Here is an 18,421-nt window from a genome sequence, read left to right as displayed (position 1 = left end):
TGTGGGGCGTGGCGTCGTCGTCGAACTTTTCCGCCAACGGTGGGCTCACCATCGAGAGGCTTCCCGTTCCGCAAGGTCCGGAGGCCACTGCCTCACCGGACTTCAAAGCCTTCCATGCGTTACGCATCGCCCATGAGCTTGCCTTGTGGGGGAAACTGGATCATTCGGCCACATTGGCGGAGTCGTTCATGTTCTGGCAGGGCAACGAATATGAGGAGCGGCAGGTCTACCTGGCCCGCGTGGACGACGTTGTGGTGGGCAGCGGATCGCTGACCCTGCCGCTCAGCGAGAACACGACGACGGCGGGTGTGGACGTCCTCGTGGACGCCGCTTTCCGTCGGCGCGGGATAGGGACGAGGATCCTGGAAGTCCTTGAGAAAGCGGCAGTGGGGCGGAACCGCACTTCCCTTGACGGGTACTGTGGGGAGCCGATCGCCCCCGTACTGGCCGGGGAAGCGCTGCTGGAGGCAAAGTCGGGGACGGGTGGTGTACCACTGAACGCGGCATCGACCCGCTTTGCCTTGCACCATGGCTATTCCCTGGAACAGGTCGAAACCAGCAGCACCTTGACACTGCCGGTTGATGAGGCGCACCTGATCGAACTCGAAGTCGAGGCGATGCGCCGGGCAACGGAGTACAACGTCATTGGTTGGATGAACGAATGCCCGGGCGAACTCGTGGACAGTTTTGCCAGGCTCAAGAGCCTCATGAGCACGGAGGTGCCCATCGCCGGTCTGGGATGGGAAGGCGAAGAGTGGGACGCCGTGCGGGTTCGGCGTGAGGAATCCACGTGGCGGGCAAGTGGTGTGGACCCAGTTGTAGCTGCTGCCCAGCACCACACGAGCGGGGAGTTGGCTGCCTATACGGTCCTGACCCACCGTGAGGCGTTGCCGGCGGTCGTCAGCCAGGAGGACACACTGGTGGCTCCTGGGCACCGGGGACACGGCCTTGGCATGCTGGTCAAAATCGCCAATCTTCGGAGTGCAGAAGATCTTTGGCCGGACGCCACGGGCGTCATGACGTGGAACGCCAATGAAAACCGGCATATGCTGGCCATAAATATCGCCCTTGGATTCAAGCCTTCCGGTTTTGAAGGCGAATGGCAGAAACGGCTGGGATGACTGTAGACGAGGCGAAGACCGTTGTAGTCGAGCAGCTATGGGTGCCGGACAATCTGGACAGCCCCAAAGCTAGGGACTTCCTGGACGCCGTGGAAGTGGCGCGACGGGTCCGGATGCAGACCTGGGGGAGCGATGACCTGGCATACACGCCCTTGGAGAAGCTGCTTGAGTTCTCTGACCCTTATGAGCGCCAGATCATCCTGGTGGCCAAGGTGGACGGGGTCATCGTCGGGACAGTGGACATTGCGCTGCCGCTCGCGGACAACATGGACCTGGCGGAGTTCACCCTGGATATTCTCCCGGAGTATCAGAGCCAGGGCGTCGGACGCCAGCTCCTGGAGGCCGCAGAGCAGCTGGCACGTTCAGAGGGCCGCACGATGGTTTTGGTGGACACGAACCACCCGGCAACCTCGCTCACAGAGATACCTGAAGACCAATTGATTCCCGGCAGCGGCCCGGGCTTCGTTCCTGTCAGCAGCAGGGAAGTGGACTTTGCCCAGCGGGCCGGTTACACCCTTCAACACATCGAGCAATTCAGTTCCTGCGTGCTGCCGCTGGATTCCAAACTGGTTGCGGATCTTCAAGCCGAGGCAGAGGAAGCGAACGCTGGCCGCTACAGGCTCCACCACTGGACTGATCGCTGCCCTGAGGCTTGGTTGGAGGCCGTGGCTGAGCTGGAAAACGCTGCGGGTGAGGTTGTCCACGGTGAGGACGGCGAGGAAGAGGACTCCGCTGTCGAGGTCACCGGCATGGTGTTCGACGCCGCGGTTTTGCGCGAAACTGAAGACGCCGCATTGGCGCAGGGCCGGCGGACGGTGGTTACCGCCGTCGAGCATATTGAGAGCGGGCGGCTGGCCGGCCTCACCACGATCAGCGTCCTCGCGCACCGTCAGGACGTCGTTTTCCAGGACGACACTTTGGTCCTGCAGGAACATCGCGGCAACAAGCTGGGCCTGCTGATCAAAGTGGCCAACATGGAAAGGCTCAGTGAGCAATTTCCCGATGCCCGGGTCATTTACACCTGGAACGCACCGGAAAACCGGTACCTCCTGACCGTGAACAAGCAATTGGGATTCACGACGGCGGGAGTCACCGGACTCTGGCAAAAGGAGCTTCCAGATCGGGGACCGAAGGTCACGTCGTCGGAGTAGCCAGCCAGGCATCCCATCGGTGCACAGCGGCGTCGATTTGGTTTGCTGATCCCTCTCCCGTAACCTTGAAGTACCAAAGACCGTCGGTTGATGGGAATCCACTCTTTCGAGCGCAGCTCAATTCTGCAGCGACGCCCCTGAGAACAAAGTGCATTCCTTGACGAAGGACCCTGAACATAGGGCGGCCAACGCAGGTGAACGAAGCAAGTCTCCACAGTGCAAACTGTGTTGAGCCAAGCCCCGTGCATCTGCGCGGGGCGTTTTTAGTTTTAGCTCTCGTGAGCGGGGACCCGGAAGACCGGCTTTATTCCCCGGAAGGAGGGTTATGACAACGCCTAGCAAGGTCTCCGCAGTTGCAGAGATCACCAACGATTTCAAGGAATCGAACGCGGCTGTCCTGACCGAATACCGCGGGCTCACTGTTGCACAGCTCAAGGAACTGCGTGTTGCGCTCGGCCAGGACACCAAGTTCTCGGTCGTCAAGAACACCCTGAGCGCCATTGCAGCCAAGGAAGCTGGTGTCGACGCGTTCGGCGATCAGCTTGCCGGCCCCACTGCAATCGCCTTCATCAAGGGCGACGCTGTTGCTGCTGCCAAGAGCCTGACGGACTTTGCCAAGACCAACAAGCAGCTGGTTATCAAGACCGGTTACTTCGAAGGCAAGGCATTGGACGCAGAGGGTGTTGCCGCACTGGCAGCGCTGGAGTCCCGCGAGCTGCAGCTTGCACGTGTTGCTGGTGTCCTCAAGGCCCCCGCATCCGCTGCCGCACGCATCATCGATGCCCTGCGCCTCAAGCTTGAAGAAGAGGGCGGCGCACCTGCACCGGCCGCTGACGAAGCTCCGGCCGCCGAGGCTGCTGCTGAAGAGGTTGCGGCTCCGGCCGAAGCCGCTGAAGCTGCAACCGAAGAGAACTAAGTTCTCCCCCCAATCAAACTCAGGTGCATGGAGCGGCATTGTCCGGATCTGCACCGACTAATGGAAGGACGCCACCATGGCGAAGCTCAGCAACGAAGAGCTCATTGAAGCTTTCAAGGAACTGACCATCATCGAGCTCTCCGAGTTCGTCAAGCTCTTCGAAGAGACCTTCGAAGTTACGGCTGCTGCTGTTGCAGTTGCTGGCCCCGCTGCCGGCGGTGCTGCTGAAGCTGCTGAAGAGAAGACCGACTTCGACGTCGTCCTCGAAGCTGCTGGCGACAAGAAGATCGCAGTGATCAAGGAAGTTCGCGCCATCACCTCCCTCGGCCTCAAGGAAGCCAAGGACCTGGTTGACAGCGCACCGAAGGCTGTTCTCGAAGGCGCCACCAAGGAAGCCGCAGAGAAGGCAAAGGCTCAGCTCGAAGAAGCTGGCGCAACGGTTACCCTCAAGTAACTCGTCTTGCTTGTGGAAGCCCCGTCCGGTTCGCCGGGCGGGGCTTCCTGCGTTTAAATGCACCCAAGTAAGTCGCAGTTAAGCGCGTTTGGAAGGCTCAAAACGCGCGCAACTGCTACCTAGTTGGGTTCGCTGATGTCGGCGACGATTGCTCCGAGTGCAGCCGTGAGTTGATCGGCGTCCACGAAGGCACTCCTGCCATGGGCTCCGGCACCCATGGAGATGCGGCGTCCGGTGATGGTGGCATCCGCATACACCGGCCAGGGCGTGGTACTTCCCAGCGGCGTGATGGTCCCGCGCTCGTAGCCGGTTGCGGCCAAGGCAACATCGGCGTGCGGCAGCGAGAGCTTGTTTACGCCCACCAACGCCCGCAGCTTTGGCCAGGAGATCTGCCGATCGCCGGGGATCAGCGCGAAGAGGAAGCTACCGTCGCGATGTTTGACCACGAGGGACTTCACGATGTCCCCGGGGCTGATCCCCAGGATGCCTGCCGCCTCCTCGAGGCTTCTGGCAGCAGGACGCTCGACGACGTCCACCTCCAGTCCGCGCGCGGCGGCGTCGGACAGGAACCGTTCGGCCCCGTTCATGTGAGGTTCCACCACGCCCTGGGTCATCAGTTGTCCCGTGCCATTAGTCGCGGTACAGCAGGAGAGCTTCGCCCTGGCCGCCGCCGCCACAGAGGGACACGGCAGCCTTGCCGGTTCCCCTGCGCTTGAGTTCGTGGGCCGCGTGCAGGGCCAGCCGGGCGCCGGAAGCACCGATCGGGTGGCCGAGGGCGATCGCGCCGCCGTGGATGTTGCATTTCTCCAGCGGGTAGCTCAGGTCCTTCAACGATTGGACGGCCACAGAGCCAAAGGCCTCGTTAATTTCTATGAAGTCCAGGTCCTCGGCGGTCCATCCAGCCCGCTTCAATGCTTGCGAAATGGCGTTGGACGGCTGGGAGTGCAGCGAGTTGTCCGGGCCGGCCACCTGGCCTGGCTTGCCCACGACCGCAAGGTATTCCAGCCCGTTGTCCTTGGCAAAGCGGCGACTTGTCAGCACGAGTGCGGAGGCGCCGTCGGACAGGGGAGAGGAGTTGCCGGCGGTAATGGTGCCATCCGTGGCGAAGGCGGCTTTCAAAGGGGCAAGGGTTTCCAGGGTGGTGTTCGGACGGACGCCCTCGTCCGAGGTGAGGGTCACCGGATCACCCTTGCGCTGCTTCACGCTCACGGGAGCGATTTCGACGTCGAAAATTCCCTCAGCGATTGCGGCAGCAGCGCGCTGGTGGGAAGCGGCGGCAACTTCGTCCTGCGCACGGCGGTCAATGCCGAGCGTCACGTTCTTGGTCTCGGTGGACAAGCCCATGGACTGGCCATCGAACGCATCCGTGAGTCCGTCATGTGCGGCAACGTCCAACGCCTGGATTGCGCCATAGGTCCAACCCTGCCGGGAGCCGGGAAGCAGATGTGGGGCGCGGGTCATGGATTCCTGGCCGCCGGCCACAACTACGGTGGCGTCCCCGCTGCGGATCATCCGGGCGGCATCAATGACAGCCGTGAGGCCGGAGAGGCAAACCTTATTGATGGTGACGGCAGGGATGTTCCAGCCCACACCTGCCGCGATGGCGCTCTGCCGGGCGGGGTTCTGGCCAGCGCCCGCTTGCAGCACCTGTCCCATGATGACGGCGTCCACTTGTTCGGCTTTTACGCCGCTGGCCGCCAGTGCGGCGCTGATGGCATGCGCGCCAAGGTCGACGGCGGTGAATCCGGCCAGCTGCCCATTGAGCCGACCCTGTGGGGTACGGGAAGCAGCAAGGATGACAACGTCATTGTCGTCAGCGGAGTTGTTCATGGTCTCTCTTCCGATCCGTGGTGATGTAGCCAAGGCTATCGTGCGGCGTGCGTCAGCCTATCCTTTCCAACGCTTGTATCCGTCGGTAGATTCCACAGCAGGAGATTCCACGGCAGGAGATTTCACAGGGGAGCTGTTGCGCCGTGCGAACCTGGTCCGCCACGCGGGTCCGTGCCTCTGCATAGGTGCCTGCAGCAACAGTGCTTGCATTCACGGACAATCTGGGGTAGACAGGAAGGCTACTTTGCCGTATCGTAGATATTTGCGTCTTCCCTGTTAACCTTCAGCCTTCATATAGCGGTGGGCTTTACCTCTCAGCTGCAACATTGACGTGCCGTTCACAACGTGCACCGGCATGTGTGCAGACTGGGTCCGGGTCATATAGCGGAACCGGAATAAGTATGCTGCGGAGCACTCTGCATCATGCAAACGGGGGAGATCTGAAAACGCCTGAAGGTCTGTGGAAGGATCCCTCTTGGTCGCCTCGAGCACCTCTAATAACGAAACCGCTAACACGGCAAGCACCGATGGTGCCACTCGCCGCCTCTCATTCGCAAAGATTCACGAACCCCTTGATGTTCCGAATCTTCTCGCCCTGCAGACGGACAGCTTTGACTGGCTCGTCGGAAACGACCGCTGGCAGGCGCGGGTAGCGAAGGCTGTCGAGGAGGGCGACCTCAGCGTCGCCACCACCTCCGGACTTGCCGACATCTTCGAAGAGATCTCCCCCATCGAGGACTTCCAGGGCACTATGTCCCTGAGCTTCTCCGAGCCGGAGTTCGCTGATCCGAAGTACACCATGGCCGAATGCAAAGACCGTGACGCCACTTACTCGGCACCGCTGTATGTCAAGGCCGAGTTCATGAACAACAACACGGGCGAAATCAAGCAGCAGACCGTGTTCATGGGCGACTTCCCTCTCATGACTGAAAAGGGAACGTTCGTCGTCAACGGCACCGAGCGTGTCGTTGTCTCCCAGCTGGTCCGTTCGCCGGGCGCCTACTTCGAGCGCACCGCGGACAAGACCAGTGACAAGGACATCTTCACTGCGAAGATCATCCCGTCCCGCGGTGCATGGTTCGAACTTGAAATCGACAAGCGCGACCAGGTCGGCGTTCGCCTCGACCGCAAGCGCAAGCAGTCGGTCACCGTTCTGCTGAAGGCCCTCGGCTGGACCGAAGGCCAGATCCTGGAAGAGTTCGGCCAGTACGACTCCATGCGTGCAACGCTGGAGAAGGACGCCACCGAAACCCGCGAAGACGCGCTTCTGGACATCTACCGCAAGCTGCGTCCGGGCGAGCCGCCCACCGTCGAGGCTGCCCAGTCCCTGCTGGACAACCTGTACTTCAATGCCAAGCGTTATGACCTCGCCAAGGTTGGCCGTTACAAGATCAACCGCAAGCTCGGCATCGACCGCTCCCTTGGTGACAAGGAAGCTTCGGTCCTGCACGTCGAAGACATCGTCGCCATGATCAAGTTCCTCGTTGCGCTGCACGCCGGCGAGAAGACCCTCATGGGCAAGCGCGATGGCGAAGACCACGAGCTCCGCGTCGAGATCGATGACATCGACCACTTCGGCAACCGTCGCATCCGCGCCGTTGGCGAATTGATCGAGAACCAGGTCCGCACCGGCCTTTCCCGCATGGAGCGTGTTGTTCGCGAACGCATGACCACGCAGGACGTCGAGGCCATCACGCCGCAGACGCTGATCAACATCCGTCCGGTTGTCGCTGCCATCAAGGAGTTCTTCGGAACCTCCCAGCTGTCGCAGTTCATGGACCAGAACAACCCGCTTTCGGGTCTGACCCACAAGCGCCGCCTGTCGGCTCTTGGCCCGGGTGGTCTTTCCCGTGACCGCGCAGGCATGGAAGTTCGAGACGTTCACCCGTCCCACTACGGACGTATGTGCCCCATCGAAACTCCTGAAGGCCCGAACATTGGTCTGATCGGTTCGCTGGCTTCCTACGGCCGCATCAACCCGTTCGGCTTCATCGAGACGCCTTACCGCCTCGTTTCCGAGGGTGTCGTTTCGGATGAGGTCCAGTACCTCACTGCCGACGACGAAGCTGAAGTCCTGATCGCACAGGCCAACGCTCCGCTGGACGCTGACAAGAAGTTCTCGGAAGAGACCGTCCTTGTCCGTGCCCGTGGTGGTGGAGGCGAGCCTGTTCTGGTTCCCGCCGGAGAAGTTCAGTTCATGGACGTTTCCCCGCGCCAGATGGTGTCCGTGGCAACCGCCCTGATCCCGTTCCTCGAGCATGACGATGCCAACCGTGCACTCATGGGTGCCAACATGCAGCGCCAGGCTGTGCCGCTGGTCCGTTCCGAGGCTCCTTTCGTGGGCACCGGCATGGAGCGCGCAGCTGCAGTCGACGCCGGTGACGTTGTCATCGCGAAGAAGGCAGGTGTGGTCACCGAGGTTTCCGCTGAGCTCGTTGTCATGATCAACGACGACGGCACGGAGACCAACTACCGCATCAACAAGTTCGCCCGTTCCAACCAGGGCAACTGCTACAACCACCGTGTCCTGGTCAACGAAGGCCAGCGCCTGGAAGTCGGCGGCATCATCGCCGACGGTCCTGCAACGGACCAGGGTGAACTCGCCCTCGGTAAGAACCTGCTCGTGGCATTCATGTCATGGGAAGGCCACAACTTCGAGGACGCCATCATCCTGTCCCAGCGCATTGTTGCTGAGGACGTTCTTTCCTCCATCCACATCGAGGAGCACGAGATCGATGCCCGCGACACCAAGCTTGGTGCCGAGGAAATCACCCGTGACATCCCCAACGTGTCCGAGGAAGTCCTTGCAGGCCTGGACGAGCGCGGCATCATCCACATTGGTGCCGAGGTTGAAGCCGGAGACATCCTGGTCGGAAAGGTCACACCCAAGGGTGAAACCGAACTGACTCCGGAAGAGCGTCTTCTCCGCGCTATCTTCGGTGAGAAGTCCCGCGAAGTCCGCGACACCTCCCTGAAGGTTCCCCACGGCGAGTCCGGTACGGTCATCGGGGTCCGCGTCTTCGACCGCGACAACGACGACGAACTGCCCCCGGGCGTGAACCAGCTGGTCCGCGTCTACGTTGCAGCCAAGCGTAAGATCACCGACGGCGACAAGCTCGCCGGCCGTCACGGCAACAAGGGTGTTATCTCCAAGATCCTCCCGATCGAGGACATGCCCTTCCTTGCAGACGGTACCCCGGTGGACATCGTCCTGAACCCGCTTGGTGTTCCGGGTCGTATGAACGTTGGCCAGGTCCTGGAAACCCACCTCGGTTGGGTTGCCAAGACCGGTTGGAAGATCGAAGGCGAGCCCGAGTGGGTCAAGAACCTGCCCAACCTGCCCCGTGAAACCGGCCAGACCACCGTTGCCACCCCGGTGTTCGATGGCGCCCGCGAAGAAGAAATCACGGGCCTGCTTGACTCCACCAACGTGACCCGCGACGGCGACCGCCTGATCGATTCCTCCGGCAAGACCCGTCTGTTCGACGGCCGCTCCGGCGAGCCGTTCCCGGACCCGATCTCCGTCGGTTACATGTACATCCTGAAGCTCCACCACCTGGTGGACGACAAGATCCACGCGCGTTCCACCGGCCCGTACTCCATGATCACGCAGCAGCCGCTGGGTGGTAAGGCGCAGTTCGGTGGCCAGCGCTTCGGTGAAATGGAAGTGTGGGCGCTCGAAGCTTACGGCGCTGCCTACACGCTTCAGGAACTCCTCACGATCAAGTCCGATGACATCCATGGTCGTGTGAAGGTCTACGAAGCCATCGTCAAGGGCGAGAACATCCCTGAGCCTGGCGTTCCCGAGTCCTTCAAGGTCTTGATCAAGGAAATGCAGTCGTTGTGCCTGAACGTGGAAGTTCTTTCCACCGACGGAACCACGATCGAAATGCGTGACTCTGATGACGCAGTCTTCACGGCTGCGGAAGAACTGGGCATCGATCTGTCTCGTGCAGAGCCCAGTTCCGTAGAAGAGGTTTAGTAGCGGTTCCGGTGGGCAGCATCACGTCACTGTCCACCGGAACAGCTCCCTCTTCCCGTAACCAAGACTTCAGAATTTAGAGAACAAGAGAGAACAGGGACCATATGTCCAGCGAATCCTCCTTCGGCCTCATGCAGATCGGCCTCGCCACCGCGGAAGACATCCGTGGCTGGTCTTACGGTGAGGTCAAGAAGCCGGAAACCATCAACTACCGCACCCTCAAGCCTGAGAAGGACGGTCTTTTCTGCGAGAAGATCTTCGGTCCTTCCCGCGACTGGGAATGCTACTGCGGCAAGTACAAGCGCGTCCGCTTCAAGGGCATCATCTGTGAGCGTTGTGGCGTTGAAGTCACCCGCGCCAAGGTGCGTCGTGAGCGCATGGGCCACATCGAACTGGCTGCGCCCGTAACCCACATCTGGTACTTCAAGGGCGTTCCCTCGCGCTTGGGCTACCTCTTGGACCTGGCTCCGAAGGACCTTGAGAAGGTCATCTACTTCGCTGCCTACATGATCACCAGCGTTGACACGGAAAACCGCCACGCTGAACTGCCGAACCTCCAGGTCGAGCACGACCTCGAGAAGAAGCAGCTGGTGGACAACCGCGACAGCGACATCGCCACGATCGCCCGCGACCTTGAAGACGAGCTTGCCCGTCTTGAAGGTGAAGGCGCCAAGGCTGCCGACAAGAAGAAGGCCCGCGACTCCGCAGACCGCCAGATGGCGAACGTCCGCAAGCGTGCCGACGCCGATATCGAGCGCCTTGAGCAGGTCTGGGACCGCTTCAAGAACCTCAAGGTCGCTGACCTTGAGGGCGACGAGGGCCTGTACCGCGAACTGCGTGACCGCTACGGCATGTACTTCGAAGGCTCCATGGGTGCCGAGGCCATCAAGAAGCGTCTTGAGACCTTTGACATGCAGGCTGAAGCTGAGTCTCTGCGCGACACCATCCAGAACGGCAAGGGCCAGCGCAAGACGCGTGCCCTGAAGCGCCTGAAGGTTGTCAACGCATTCCTGACCACCAACAACAGCCCGCTCGGCATGGTTCTGGACGCCGTCCCGGTGATCCCGCCGGAACTGCGCCCGATGGTCCAGTTGGACGGTGGCCGCTTCGCGACCTCGGACCTCAACGACCTCTACCGCCGCGTGATCAACCGCAACAACCGACTCAAGCGACTGCTTGACCTCGGTGCGCCGGAGATTATCGTCAACAATGAGAAGCGCATGCTTCAGGAAGCTGTTGACAGCCTCTTCGACAACGGTCGTCGTGGCCGCCCCGTCACGGGTCCGGGCAACCGTCCGCTGAAGTCCCTGAGCGACATGCTCAAGGGCAAGCAGGGTCGTTTCCGCCAGAACCTCCTCGGCAAGCGTGTTGACTACTCCGGCCGTTCGGTCATCGTCGTTGGCCCGCAGCTGAAGCTGCACCAGTGTGGTCTGCCCAAGCAGATGGCCTTGGAGCTCTTCAAGCCGTTCGTGATGAAGCGCCTGGTTGACCTCAACCACGCACAGAACATCAAGTCGGCAAAGCGCATGGTCGAGCGTTACCGTCCGCAGGTTTGGGACGTGCTGGAAGAGATCATCACCGAACACCCGGTGCTGCTCAACCGTGCACCTACCCTTCACCGCCTCGGCATCCAGGCCTTCGAACCGCAGCTTGTGGAAGGCAAGGCAATCCAGCTTCACCCGCTGGTTTGTGGCGCCTTCAACGCTGACTTCGACGGCGACCAGATGGCAGTGCACCTGCCGCTGAGCCCGGAAGCCCAGGCCGAAGCCCGCATCCTGATGCTGTCCTCGAACAACATCCTGAAGCCGTCCGATGGCCGCCCGGTCACCCTGCCTTCGCAGGATATGATCATCGGCCTGTACCACCTGACCACCAAGCGCGTCGGCTCTGCCGGCGAAGGCCGCATCTTCTCCTCGGTTTCGGAAGCCATCATGGCGTACGACGCCCGTGATCTGCACCTGAACTCCCAGGTCAAGATCCGTCTGGACAACTTCGTGCCTTACGCCGGTTGGGAAGCTCCGGAAGGTTGGGAGCCGGGTCAGACGGCACTCGTCCAGACCTCCCTGGGCCAGGTCATCTTCAACCAGACGCTGCCCGAGGATTACCCCTGGGTTGAGGCTGTTGCCGACAAGGGCGAACTGTCCCGGATCGTCAACGACCTCGCCGAGCGCTACCCGAAGGTTGTCACGGCTGCCACGCTGGACAACCTGAAGGATGCCGGTTTCTACTGGGCAACCCGTTCGGGCGTCACCGTGGCTATCTCCGACATCGAGGTGCCTACCTCCAAGCCCGCCATCCTGGCTGGTTACGAGAACATGGCTGCCAAGATCCAGGGCCAGTACGACAAGGGCCTGATCGACGACGACGAGCGTCGCCAGGAACTGATCGAGATCTGGAACAAGGCCACCAACGAGATCGCCCAGGCGATGCGTGACAGCCTGTCCCCGATGAACACCATCAACCGCATGGTGTCCTCCGGTGCACGTGGTAACTGGATGCAGGTTCGCCAGATTGCGGGTATCCGTGGTCTTGTGGCCAACCCGAAGGGTGAGATCATCCCTCGCCCGATCAAGTCCTCCTACCGCGAGGGCCTGTCGGTGTTGGAATACTTCATCGCCACGCACGGTGCCCGTAAGGGTCTGGCCGATACCGCTCTCCGTACCGCCAACTCGGGTTACCTGACCCGTCGTCTGGTGGACGTTTCGCAGGACGTCATCGTCCGTGAAGAGGACTGCGGTACCGAACGCGGTCTGCTTACGCCGATCGCCGTGCCGGATTCCAACGGTGAGCTCGTCTTGGACGAGAACGTCGAGAACAGTGCCTACGCACGTACGCTGGCTGTCGACGTCGTCGATGCCCAGGGCAACGTCCTGGCTGCCGGTGGTACCGACTGCGGCGACGTCGTTATCGACCAGCTGCTGGCTGCAGGTATCACTGAAGTCAAGGTCCGCTCCGTACTCACCTGTGAGTCCAAGGTCGGCACCTGTGCGCTCTGCTACGGCCGTTCGCTGGCAACGGGCAAGACCGTGGACATCGGCGAGGCCGTGGGCATCATTGCCGCGCAGTCCATCGGTGAGCCCGGTACCCAGCTGACCATGCGTACGTTCCACACCGGTGGTGCTGTTTCTGCTGGTGGTGGCGACGACATCACCCAGGGTCTGCCCCGTATCCAGGAGCTCTTCGAAGCGCGTACTCCGAAGGGTGTTGCGCCGATTGCTGAAGCAGCCGGCCGCATCACCATCGAAGAGTCCGAGCGCCAGATGCGCCTGGTCATCACTCCGGACGATGGTTCCGAAGAGATTGCCTACCCGGTGCTGCGCCGTTCCCGTCTCCTCATTGAGGATGGCGAGCACGTCAGCGTCGGCCAGAAGCTGATCAACGGTCCGGTGGACCCGAAGCAGGTTCTGCGCATCATGGGTCCCCGTGCCGCACAGAAGTTCCTTGTGGACGAGGTCCAGGGCGTTTACCGCAGCCAGGGTATTGGTATCCACGACAAGCATGTCGAGGTTATCGTCCGCCAGATGCTGCGCCGCGTGACCGTCATCGAATCCGGCGACTCCGACCTGCTCCCTGGTGAGCTTGCAGAGCGCTCCCGCTTCGAAGACGAGAACCGCCGCGTCGTATCCGAGGGCAAGTCCCCGGCTTCGGGTCGTCCGGAACTCATGGGTATCACCAAGGCGTCCCTGGCAACCGAGTCGTGGCTGTCGGCCGCTTCCTTCCAGGAGACCACCCGCGTCCTGACGCAGGCGGCCATGGAAGGCAAGAGCGATCCTCTGCTCGGCCTCAAGGAGAACGTCATCATCGGTAAGCTCATCCCGGCCGGTACGGGCCTGCCCCGTTACACGGAGGTCACGGTTGAGCCGACCGAGGAAGCAAAGGCAAGCCTGTTCACGGGCCCCAGCGCTTTCACCGATTTCTCCTATGACGCCCTGGGCGGCGACGGTGCTCCCGAGTTCCACGCCATCCCGCTGGATGACTACGATCTCGGCAATGACTTCCGCTGAAACCAGCAGTAGTTAATGGCTGAAGGACGGGCCCCGCACTCTTGAGTGCGGGGCCCGTCCCGTTAATGGAACGCCATACACCCGATTAAGGCCTCAGATCAAGCCGTGCTAGAATTTTGGTAATTGTTCTGTGTGGCAGTGGATGAAGGCCGCCGCAGCATCATTTTGGTTTTGTTCTCATGGTGCTGGGTGGAGCCTGTTTCCGGGTTGCGGGCAACATGCGCAACGAATGCCGCACTTTTGCACGCCTACCGGATGTTTCGGCCGGCCGCATGAGCAACGCCAAAGTTCCCACGTTTACACTGGCTGGCGCCTGTGTGTGGGGGCAGAGATCAAACAACGGAGAACACGAAAGTGCCTACGATTAACCAGCTGGTCCGCAAGGGCCGCACGCCTAAGGTCTCCAAGACCAAGGCTCCCGCGCTGAAGGGCAGCCCGATGCGCCGCGGTGTTTGCACCCGCGTTTACACCACCACCCCCAAGAAGCCGAACTCGGCTCTTCGTAAGGTGGCACGTGTGCGCCTCAACGGTGGCGTTGAAGTTACCGCTTACATCCCCGGCGTTGGCCACAACCTCCAGGAGCACTCCATCGTGCTCGTCCGTGGTGGTCGTGTGAAGGACCTTCCGGGTGTCCGCTACAAGATCGTCCGCGGCGCACTCGACACCCAGGGTGTCAAGAACCGCAAGCAGGCCCGCAGCCGTTACGGCGCAAAGATGGAGAAGAAGTAATATGCCTCGCAAGGGTCCGGCCCCGAAGCGGCCGCTAGTTTCCGATCCCGTTTACGGCTCCCCGTTGGTCACTCAGCTGATCAACAAGGTTCTGGTTGACGGCAAGAAGTCCACCGCAGAGCGCATCGTTTACGGTGCCCTCGAAGGTGCACGTGCCAAGTCCGGCGGTGACCCCGTTGCTGCCCTCAAGAAGGCCATGGACAACGTCAAGCCTTCCCTCGAGGTGCGTTCACGCCGTGTTGGTGGCGCCACCTACCAGGTTCCGGTTGAGGTCAAGCCGGGTCGCTCCACCGCCCTCGCCCTGCGTTGGCTCGTGGGCTACTCCAAGGCCCGCCGCGAGAAGACCATGACCGAGCGCCTCCAGAACGAAATCCTGGATGCCTCGAACGGTCTCGGTGCCGCTGTCAAGCGTCGCGAAGACACCCACAAGATGGCCGAGTCCAACAAGGCCTTCGCACACTACCGCTGGTAAATCCTCCCGGGCGCCGTCGGCTCAACCGAGCCGGCGGCGAACGTGTAGTCCATCCGAAAGGGAGACCCCGTGGCACAGGACGTGCTTACCGACCTTAACAAGGTCCGCAATATCGGCATCATGGCCCACATCGATGCCGGCAAGACCACCACTACCGAGCGCATCCTGTTCTACACGGGTGTGAACCACAAGATCGGCGAGACGCACGACGGCGCCTCGACGACCGACTGGATGGAACAGGAAAAGGAACGCGGCATCACCATCACGTCTGCCGCCGTGACTTGCTTCTGGGACAAGAACCAGATCAACATCATCGACACCCCGGGCCACGTTGACTTCACGGTTGAGGTTGAGCGCTCCCTGCGCGTCCTCGACGGTGCTGTCGCAGTGTTCGACGGCAAGGAAGGCGTGGAGCCGCAGTCCGAGACTGTATGGCGCCAGGCTGACAAGTACAACGTTCCGCGTATCTGCTTCGTCAACAAGATGGACAAGCTGGGCGCTGACTTCTACTTCACCGTAGACACCATCATTTCCCGCCTCGGTGCCAAGCCGCTGGTCATGCAGCTGCCCATCGGCGCTGAGAACGACTTCATCGGTGTTGTTGACCTCCTCGAAATGCGTGCCCTGGTTTGGCCTGGCGACGCAAAGGGTGACGTCACCATGGGCGCCTCCTACGAAGTGCAGGCAATTCCGGCGGACCTCCAGGCCAAGGCTGAGGAGTACCGTGCACAGCTCGTAGAGACTGTGGCCGAGGCTTCCGAAGAGCTCATGGAGAAGTACCTCGAAGGTGAAGAACTCACCCTCGAGGAACTGAAGGCCGGCATCCGCAAGATGACCATCAACTCCGAGCTCTACCCGGTGTTCTGTGGTTCTGCCTTCAAGAACCGCGGCGTACAGCCCATGCTTGACGCTGTTGTCGACTTCCTGCCGAACCCGCTCGACGTCCCGCCGATGATCGGTCACGATCCCCGCGACGAAGAGAAGGAACTCACCCGCAAGCCCTCTGCTGACGAGCCGTTCTCGGCCCTCGCCTTCAAGATTGCTGCGCACCCGTTCTTCGGTCAGCTGACCTTCATCCGCGTGTACTCCGGTCACGTTGAGGCCGGCGCCCAGGTGGTTAACTCCACCAAGGGCAAGAAGGAACGTATCGGCAAGCTGTTCCAGATGCACGCCAACAAGGAAATGCCCGTTGAGGGCGCTACTGCCGGCCACATCTACGCAGCCATCGGTCTGAAGGACACCACCACGGGTGACACCCTGTGTGACGCCAACAACCAGATCGTCCTCGAGTCCATGAGCTTCCCGGAGCCCGTGATCTCGGTTGCCATCGAGCCCAACACCAAGGGTGACCAGGAGAAGCTCTCCACGGCCATCCAGAAGCTCTCCGCTGAGGACCCGACCTTCCAGGTCTCCCTCAACGAAGACACGGGCCAGACCATCATCGCCGGCATGGGCGAGCTCCACCTGGACATCCTGGTGGACCGCATGCGCCGCGAATTCAAGGTTGAGGCAAACGTTGGCAAGCCGCAGGTTGCTTACCGCGAAACCATCAAGCGCGCTGTAGAGCGTCACGACTACACGCACAAGAAGCAGACCGGTGGTTCGGGTCAGTTCGCAAAGATCCAGATCGCGATCGAGCCGATGGACACCTCTTCCGGCGAGCTGTACGAGTTCGAGAACAAGGTCACCGGTGGCCGCGTTCCGCGCGAATACATCCCGTCCGTTGACGCTGGTATCCAGGATGCACTGAACGACGGCGTCCTGGCCGGCTACCCGGTTGTTGGCATCAAGGCCACGCTGATCGACGGCGCGTCCCACGATGTTGACTCCTCGGAAATGGCGTTCAAGATCGCCGGCCGTATGGCTTTCAAGGAAGCTGCACGCAAGGCGAACCCTGTTCTGCTCGAACCGCTGATGGATGTTGAGGTCCGCACACCTGAGGAATACATGGGTGATGTTATTGGTGACCTGAACGCCCGCCGTGGCCAGATGCAGTCCATGGAGGACGCAGCAGGTGTGAAGGTTATCCGTGCACACGTTCCGCTGTCCGGCATGTTCGGTTACATTGGCGACCTCCGTTCCAAGACGCAGGGTCGTGCCGTGTACTCCATGACGTTCAACAGCTACGCGGAGGTCCCGAAGGCTGTAGCCGACGAGATCATCCAGAAAACCCGCGGCGAGTAATCTCCCGGTAACGGATGCAATTCCGGTTCCGGGAAGGCATCTCAGCGTGAGTGGCGGGGCTGCGGCGAAAGTCGCGGCCCGGCCCCCTGCGCGAACAGGCTCTAGGAACTAGTATTGGTTCCTGAATCTGCAATTTCACCAAAACCAAGCCCCCAAGTAGACTTGCTAAAGTTTCTGCCGCGAAAAGCGCGGCCGAGGAGCACTTCACTTGAAATCGTTCTAGGAGGAACCTGTGGCAAAGGCAAAGTTCGAGCGGACTAAGCCGCACGTCAACATCGGCACCATTGGTCACGTTGACCACGGTAAGACGACGCTGACTGCCGCCATTTCCAAGGTGCTGTACGACCAGTACCCGGACATCAACGAGCAGCGCGACTTCGCGTCCATCGACTCTGCTCCGGAAGAGCGCCAGCGCGGTATTACCATCAACATCTCCCACGTGGAGTACCAGACCGAGAAGCGTCACTACGCACACGTTGACGCCCCCGGTCACGCTGACTACATCAAGAACATGATCACCGGTGCTGCCCAGATGGACGGCGCAATCCTCGTGGTTGCCGCAACCGATGGTCCGATGGCCCAGACCCGTGAGCACGTTCTGCTCGCCCGCCAGGTTGGTGTTCCCTACCTGCTGGTCGCACTGAACAAGTCGGACATGGTTGATGACGAAGAACTCCTCGACCTCGTCGAAATGGAAGTTCGTGAGCTCCTGAGCTCGCAGGGCTTCGATGGCGATGAAGCTCCGGTTGTTCGCGTTTCCGGTCTGAAGGCTCTGGAAGGCGACCCGGTTTGGGTCAAGTCCGTCCAGGACCTGATGGCAGCTGTCGACGAGTCCGTTCCGGACCCCGTACGTGACCGCGACAAGCCGTTCCTGATGCCGATCGAAGACGTCTTCACCATCACCGGTCGTGGCACCGTTGTTACGGGCCGCGCCGAGCGTGGAACCCTCGCCATCAACTCCGAGGTTGAGATCGTTGGCATCCGCCCGATCCAGAAGACCACGGTTACCGGTATCGAGATGTTCCACAAGCAGCTCGACGAAGCGTGGGCCGGCGAGAACTGTGGCCTCCTGCTCCGCGGTCTCAAGCGCGACGACGTCGAGCGTGGCCAGGTTGTCGTCAAGCCGGGTTCCATCACCCCGCACACCGACTTCGAGGCCAACGTCTACATCCTTTCCAAGGACGAAGGCGGACGTCACAACCCGTTCTACTCGAACTACCGCCCGCAGTTCTACTTCCGTACCACGGACGTAACCGGCGTTATCACCCTGCCGGAAGGCACGGAAATGGTTATGCCTGGCGACAACACTGAGATGACCGTTGAGCTCATCCAGCCGATCGCTATGGAAGAGGGCCTCGGCTTCGCTATCCGCGAAGGCGGCCGCACCGTTGGTTCGGGACGTGTTACCAAGATCATCAAGTAGTTTCTACTTGTAGATCCGCAAACTTCCGACATCGTCGGTAGCGAGCTAAAGAAGAACCCCATCGCTTATGTGGTGGGGTTCTTCTTTGCTATCATTAATCTATCGATTGGATTAATGCCGTGCGGGCCTTGCGCCCGGCTTCACCGTAGGAGCTT

At 61.0% G+C, this 18,421-nt stretch carries 12 protein-coding genes; 10 read left to right on the top strand and 2 right to left on the bottom strand.

Translation table 11 applies throughout. From position 1 onward, the window contains the following. The first annotated feature begins 8 nt into the window (after window positions 1-8). The 4 genes from AC1DD7_RS08525 (at window position 9) to rplL (ending at window position 3,642) form a co-directional block, all read left to right on the top strand. Complete coding sequence (locus AC1DD7_RS08525; RefSeq protein ID WP_477514596.1) at window positions 9-1,121, top strand: GNAT family N-acetyltransferase; 1,113 nt, start codon at window positions 9-11, stop codon at window positions 1,119-1,121. Further along, a complete protein-coding gene (locus tag AC1DD7_RS08520) occupies window positions 1,100-2,272 on the top strand; it encodes a GNAT family N-acetyltransferase (protein WP_477514595.1) in 1,173 nt (390 codons plus the stop codon). Before AC1DD7_RS08525 ends, AC1DD7_RS08520 begins: the two co-directional genes overlap by 22 nt. A gap of 325 nt (window positions 2,273-2,597) precedes the next feature. Next, the gene (gene rplJ / locus AC1DD7_RS08515; protein WP_477514594.1) at window positions 2,598-3,188 is read left to right on the top strand and encodes a 50S ribosomal protein L10; all 591 of its coding nucleotides are present in this window, start codon (window positions 2,598-2,600) and stop codon (window positions 3,186-3,188) included. Between the two features lie 76 nt (window positions 3,189-3,264). Then, window positions 3,265-3,642: a 50S ribosomal protein L7/L12 gene (gene rplL, locus AC1DD7_RS08510; protein ID WP_189013656.1), complete on the top strand. Its 378-nt coding sequence runs from the start codon at window positions 3,265-3,267 to the stop codon at window positions 3,640-3,642. 119 nt (window positions 3,643-3,761) lie between these two features. Here the strand turns inward: rplL and AC1DD7_RS08505 are convergent, their stop codons facing one another. Next, on the bottom strand, window positions 3,762-4,229 hold the full coding sequence (locus tag AC1DD7_RS08505) for an aminoacyl-tRNA deacylase (RefSeq protein ID WP_477514593.1): 468 nt from the start codon (window positions 4,227-4,229) through the stop codon (window positions 3,762-3,764). 43 nt (window positions 4,230-4,272) lie between these two features. After that, entirely contained in the window at window positions 4,273-5,472 is a 1,200-nt protein-coding gene (locus AC1DD7_RS08500) for an acetyl-CoA C-acetyltransferase (RefSeq protein WP_477514592.1), read from the bottom strand. Between the two features lie 475 nt (window positions 5,473-5,947). Here AC1DD7_RS08500 and rpoB point away from each other — a divergent pair, with 475 nt between their 5' ends. The 6 genes from rpoB (at window position 5,948) to tuf (ending at window position 18,266) form a co-directional block, all read left to right on the top strand. After that, the gene (rpoB, locus tag AC1DD7_RS08495; protein ID WP_477514591.1) at window positions 5,948-9,454 is read left to right on the top strand and encodes a DNA-directed RNA polymerase subunit beta; all 3,507 of its coding nucleotides are present in this window, start codon (window positions 5,948-5,950) and stop codon (window positions 9,452-9,454) included. Window positions 9,455-9,558: 104 nt separating this feature from the next. After that, complete coding sequence (locus AC1DD7_RS08490) at window positions 9,559-13,458, top strand: DNA-directed RNA polymerase subunit beta' (RefSeq protein WP_431115949.1); 3,900 nt, start codon at window positions 9,559-9,561, stop codon at window positions 13,456-13,458. A gap of 354 nt (window positions 13,459-13,812) precedes the next feature. Beyond that, on the top strand, window positions 13,813-14,187 hold the full coding sequence (gene rpsL / locus AC1DD7_RS08485; protein WP_009358312.1) for a 30S ribosomal protein S12: 375 nt from the start codon (window positions 13,813-13,815) through the stop codon (window positions 14,185-14,187). Window position 14,188: 1 nt separating this feature from the next. Further along, window positions 14,189-14,659 (top strand): 30S ribosomal protein S7, encoded by a 471-nt coding sequence (gene rpsG, locus AC1DD7_RS08480; RefSeq protein ID WP_003803829.1) that lies wholly within the window; start codon window positions 14,189-14,191, stop codon window positions 14,657-14,659. Between the two features lie 69 nt (window positions 14,660-14,728). Beyond that, window positions 14,729-16,843: an elongation factor G gene (gene fusA, locus AC1DD7_RS08475; protein ID WP_431115948.1), complete on the top strand. Its 2,115-nt coding sequence runs from the start codon at window positions 14,729-14,731 to the stop codon at window positions 16,841-16,843. Window positions 16,844-17,075: 232 nt separating this feature from the next. Continuing rightward, window positions 17,076-18,266: an elongation factor Tu gene (tuf, locus tag AC1DD7_RS08470; RefSeq protein WP_223933983.1), complete on the top strand. Its 1,191-nt coding sequence runs from the start codon at window positions 17,076-17,078 to the stop codon at window positions 18,264-18,266. Window positions 18,267-18,421 lie beyond the last annotated feature (155 nt).

It is taken from the genome of Paenarthrobacter sp. 10L412, from assembly GCF_056395565.1.
This window is presented reverse-complemented; position numbering and strand designations above follow the sequence as displayed.

Coding starts and splice junctions, on each gene's coding strand:
- AC1DD7_RS08520 (WP_477514595.1), top strand. CDS start 1,100: ATGGCAGAAACGGCTGGGATGACTGTAGACGAGGCGAAGACCGTTGTA.
- rplJ (WP_477514594.1), top strand. CDS start 2,598: ATGACAACGCCTAGCAAGGTCTCCGCAGTTGCAGAGATCACCAACGAT.
- rplL (WP_189013656.1), top strand. CDS start 3,265: ATGGCGAAGCTCAGCAACGAAGAGCTCATTGAAGCTTTCAAGGAACTG.
- AC1DD7_RS08505 (WP_477514593.1), bottom strand. CDS start 4,229: ATGAACGGGGCCGAACGGTTCCTGTCCGACGCCGCCGCGCGCGGACTG.
- AC1DD7_RS08500 (WP_477514592.1), bottom strand. CDS start 5,472: ATGAACAACTCCGCTGACGACAATGACGTTGTCATCCTTGCTGCTTCC.
- AC1DD7_RS08490 (WP_431115949.1), top strand. CDS start 9,559: ATGTCCAGCGAATCCTCCTTCGGCCTCATGCAGATCGGCCTCGCCACC.
- rpsG (WP_003803829.1), top strand. CDS start 14,189: ATGCCTCGCAAGGGTCCGGCCCCGAAGCGGCCGCTAGTTTCCGATCCC.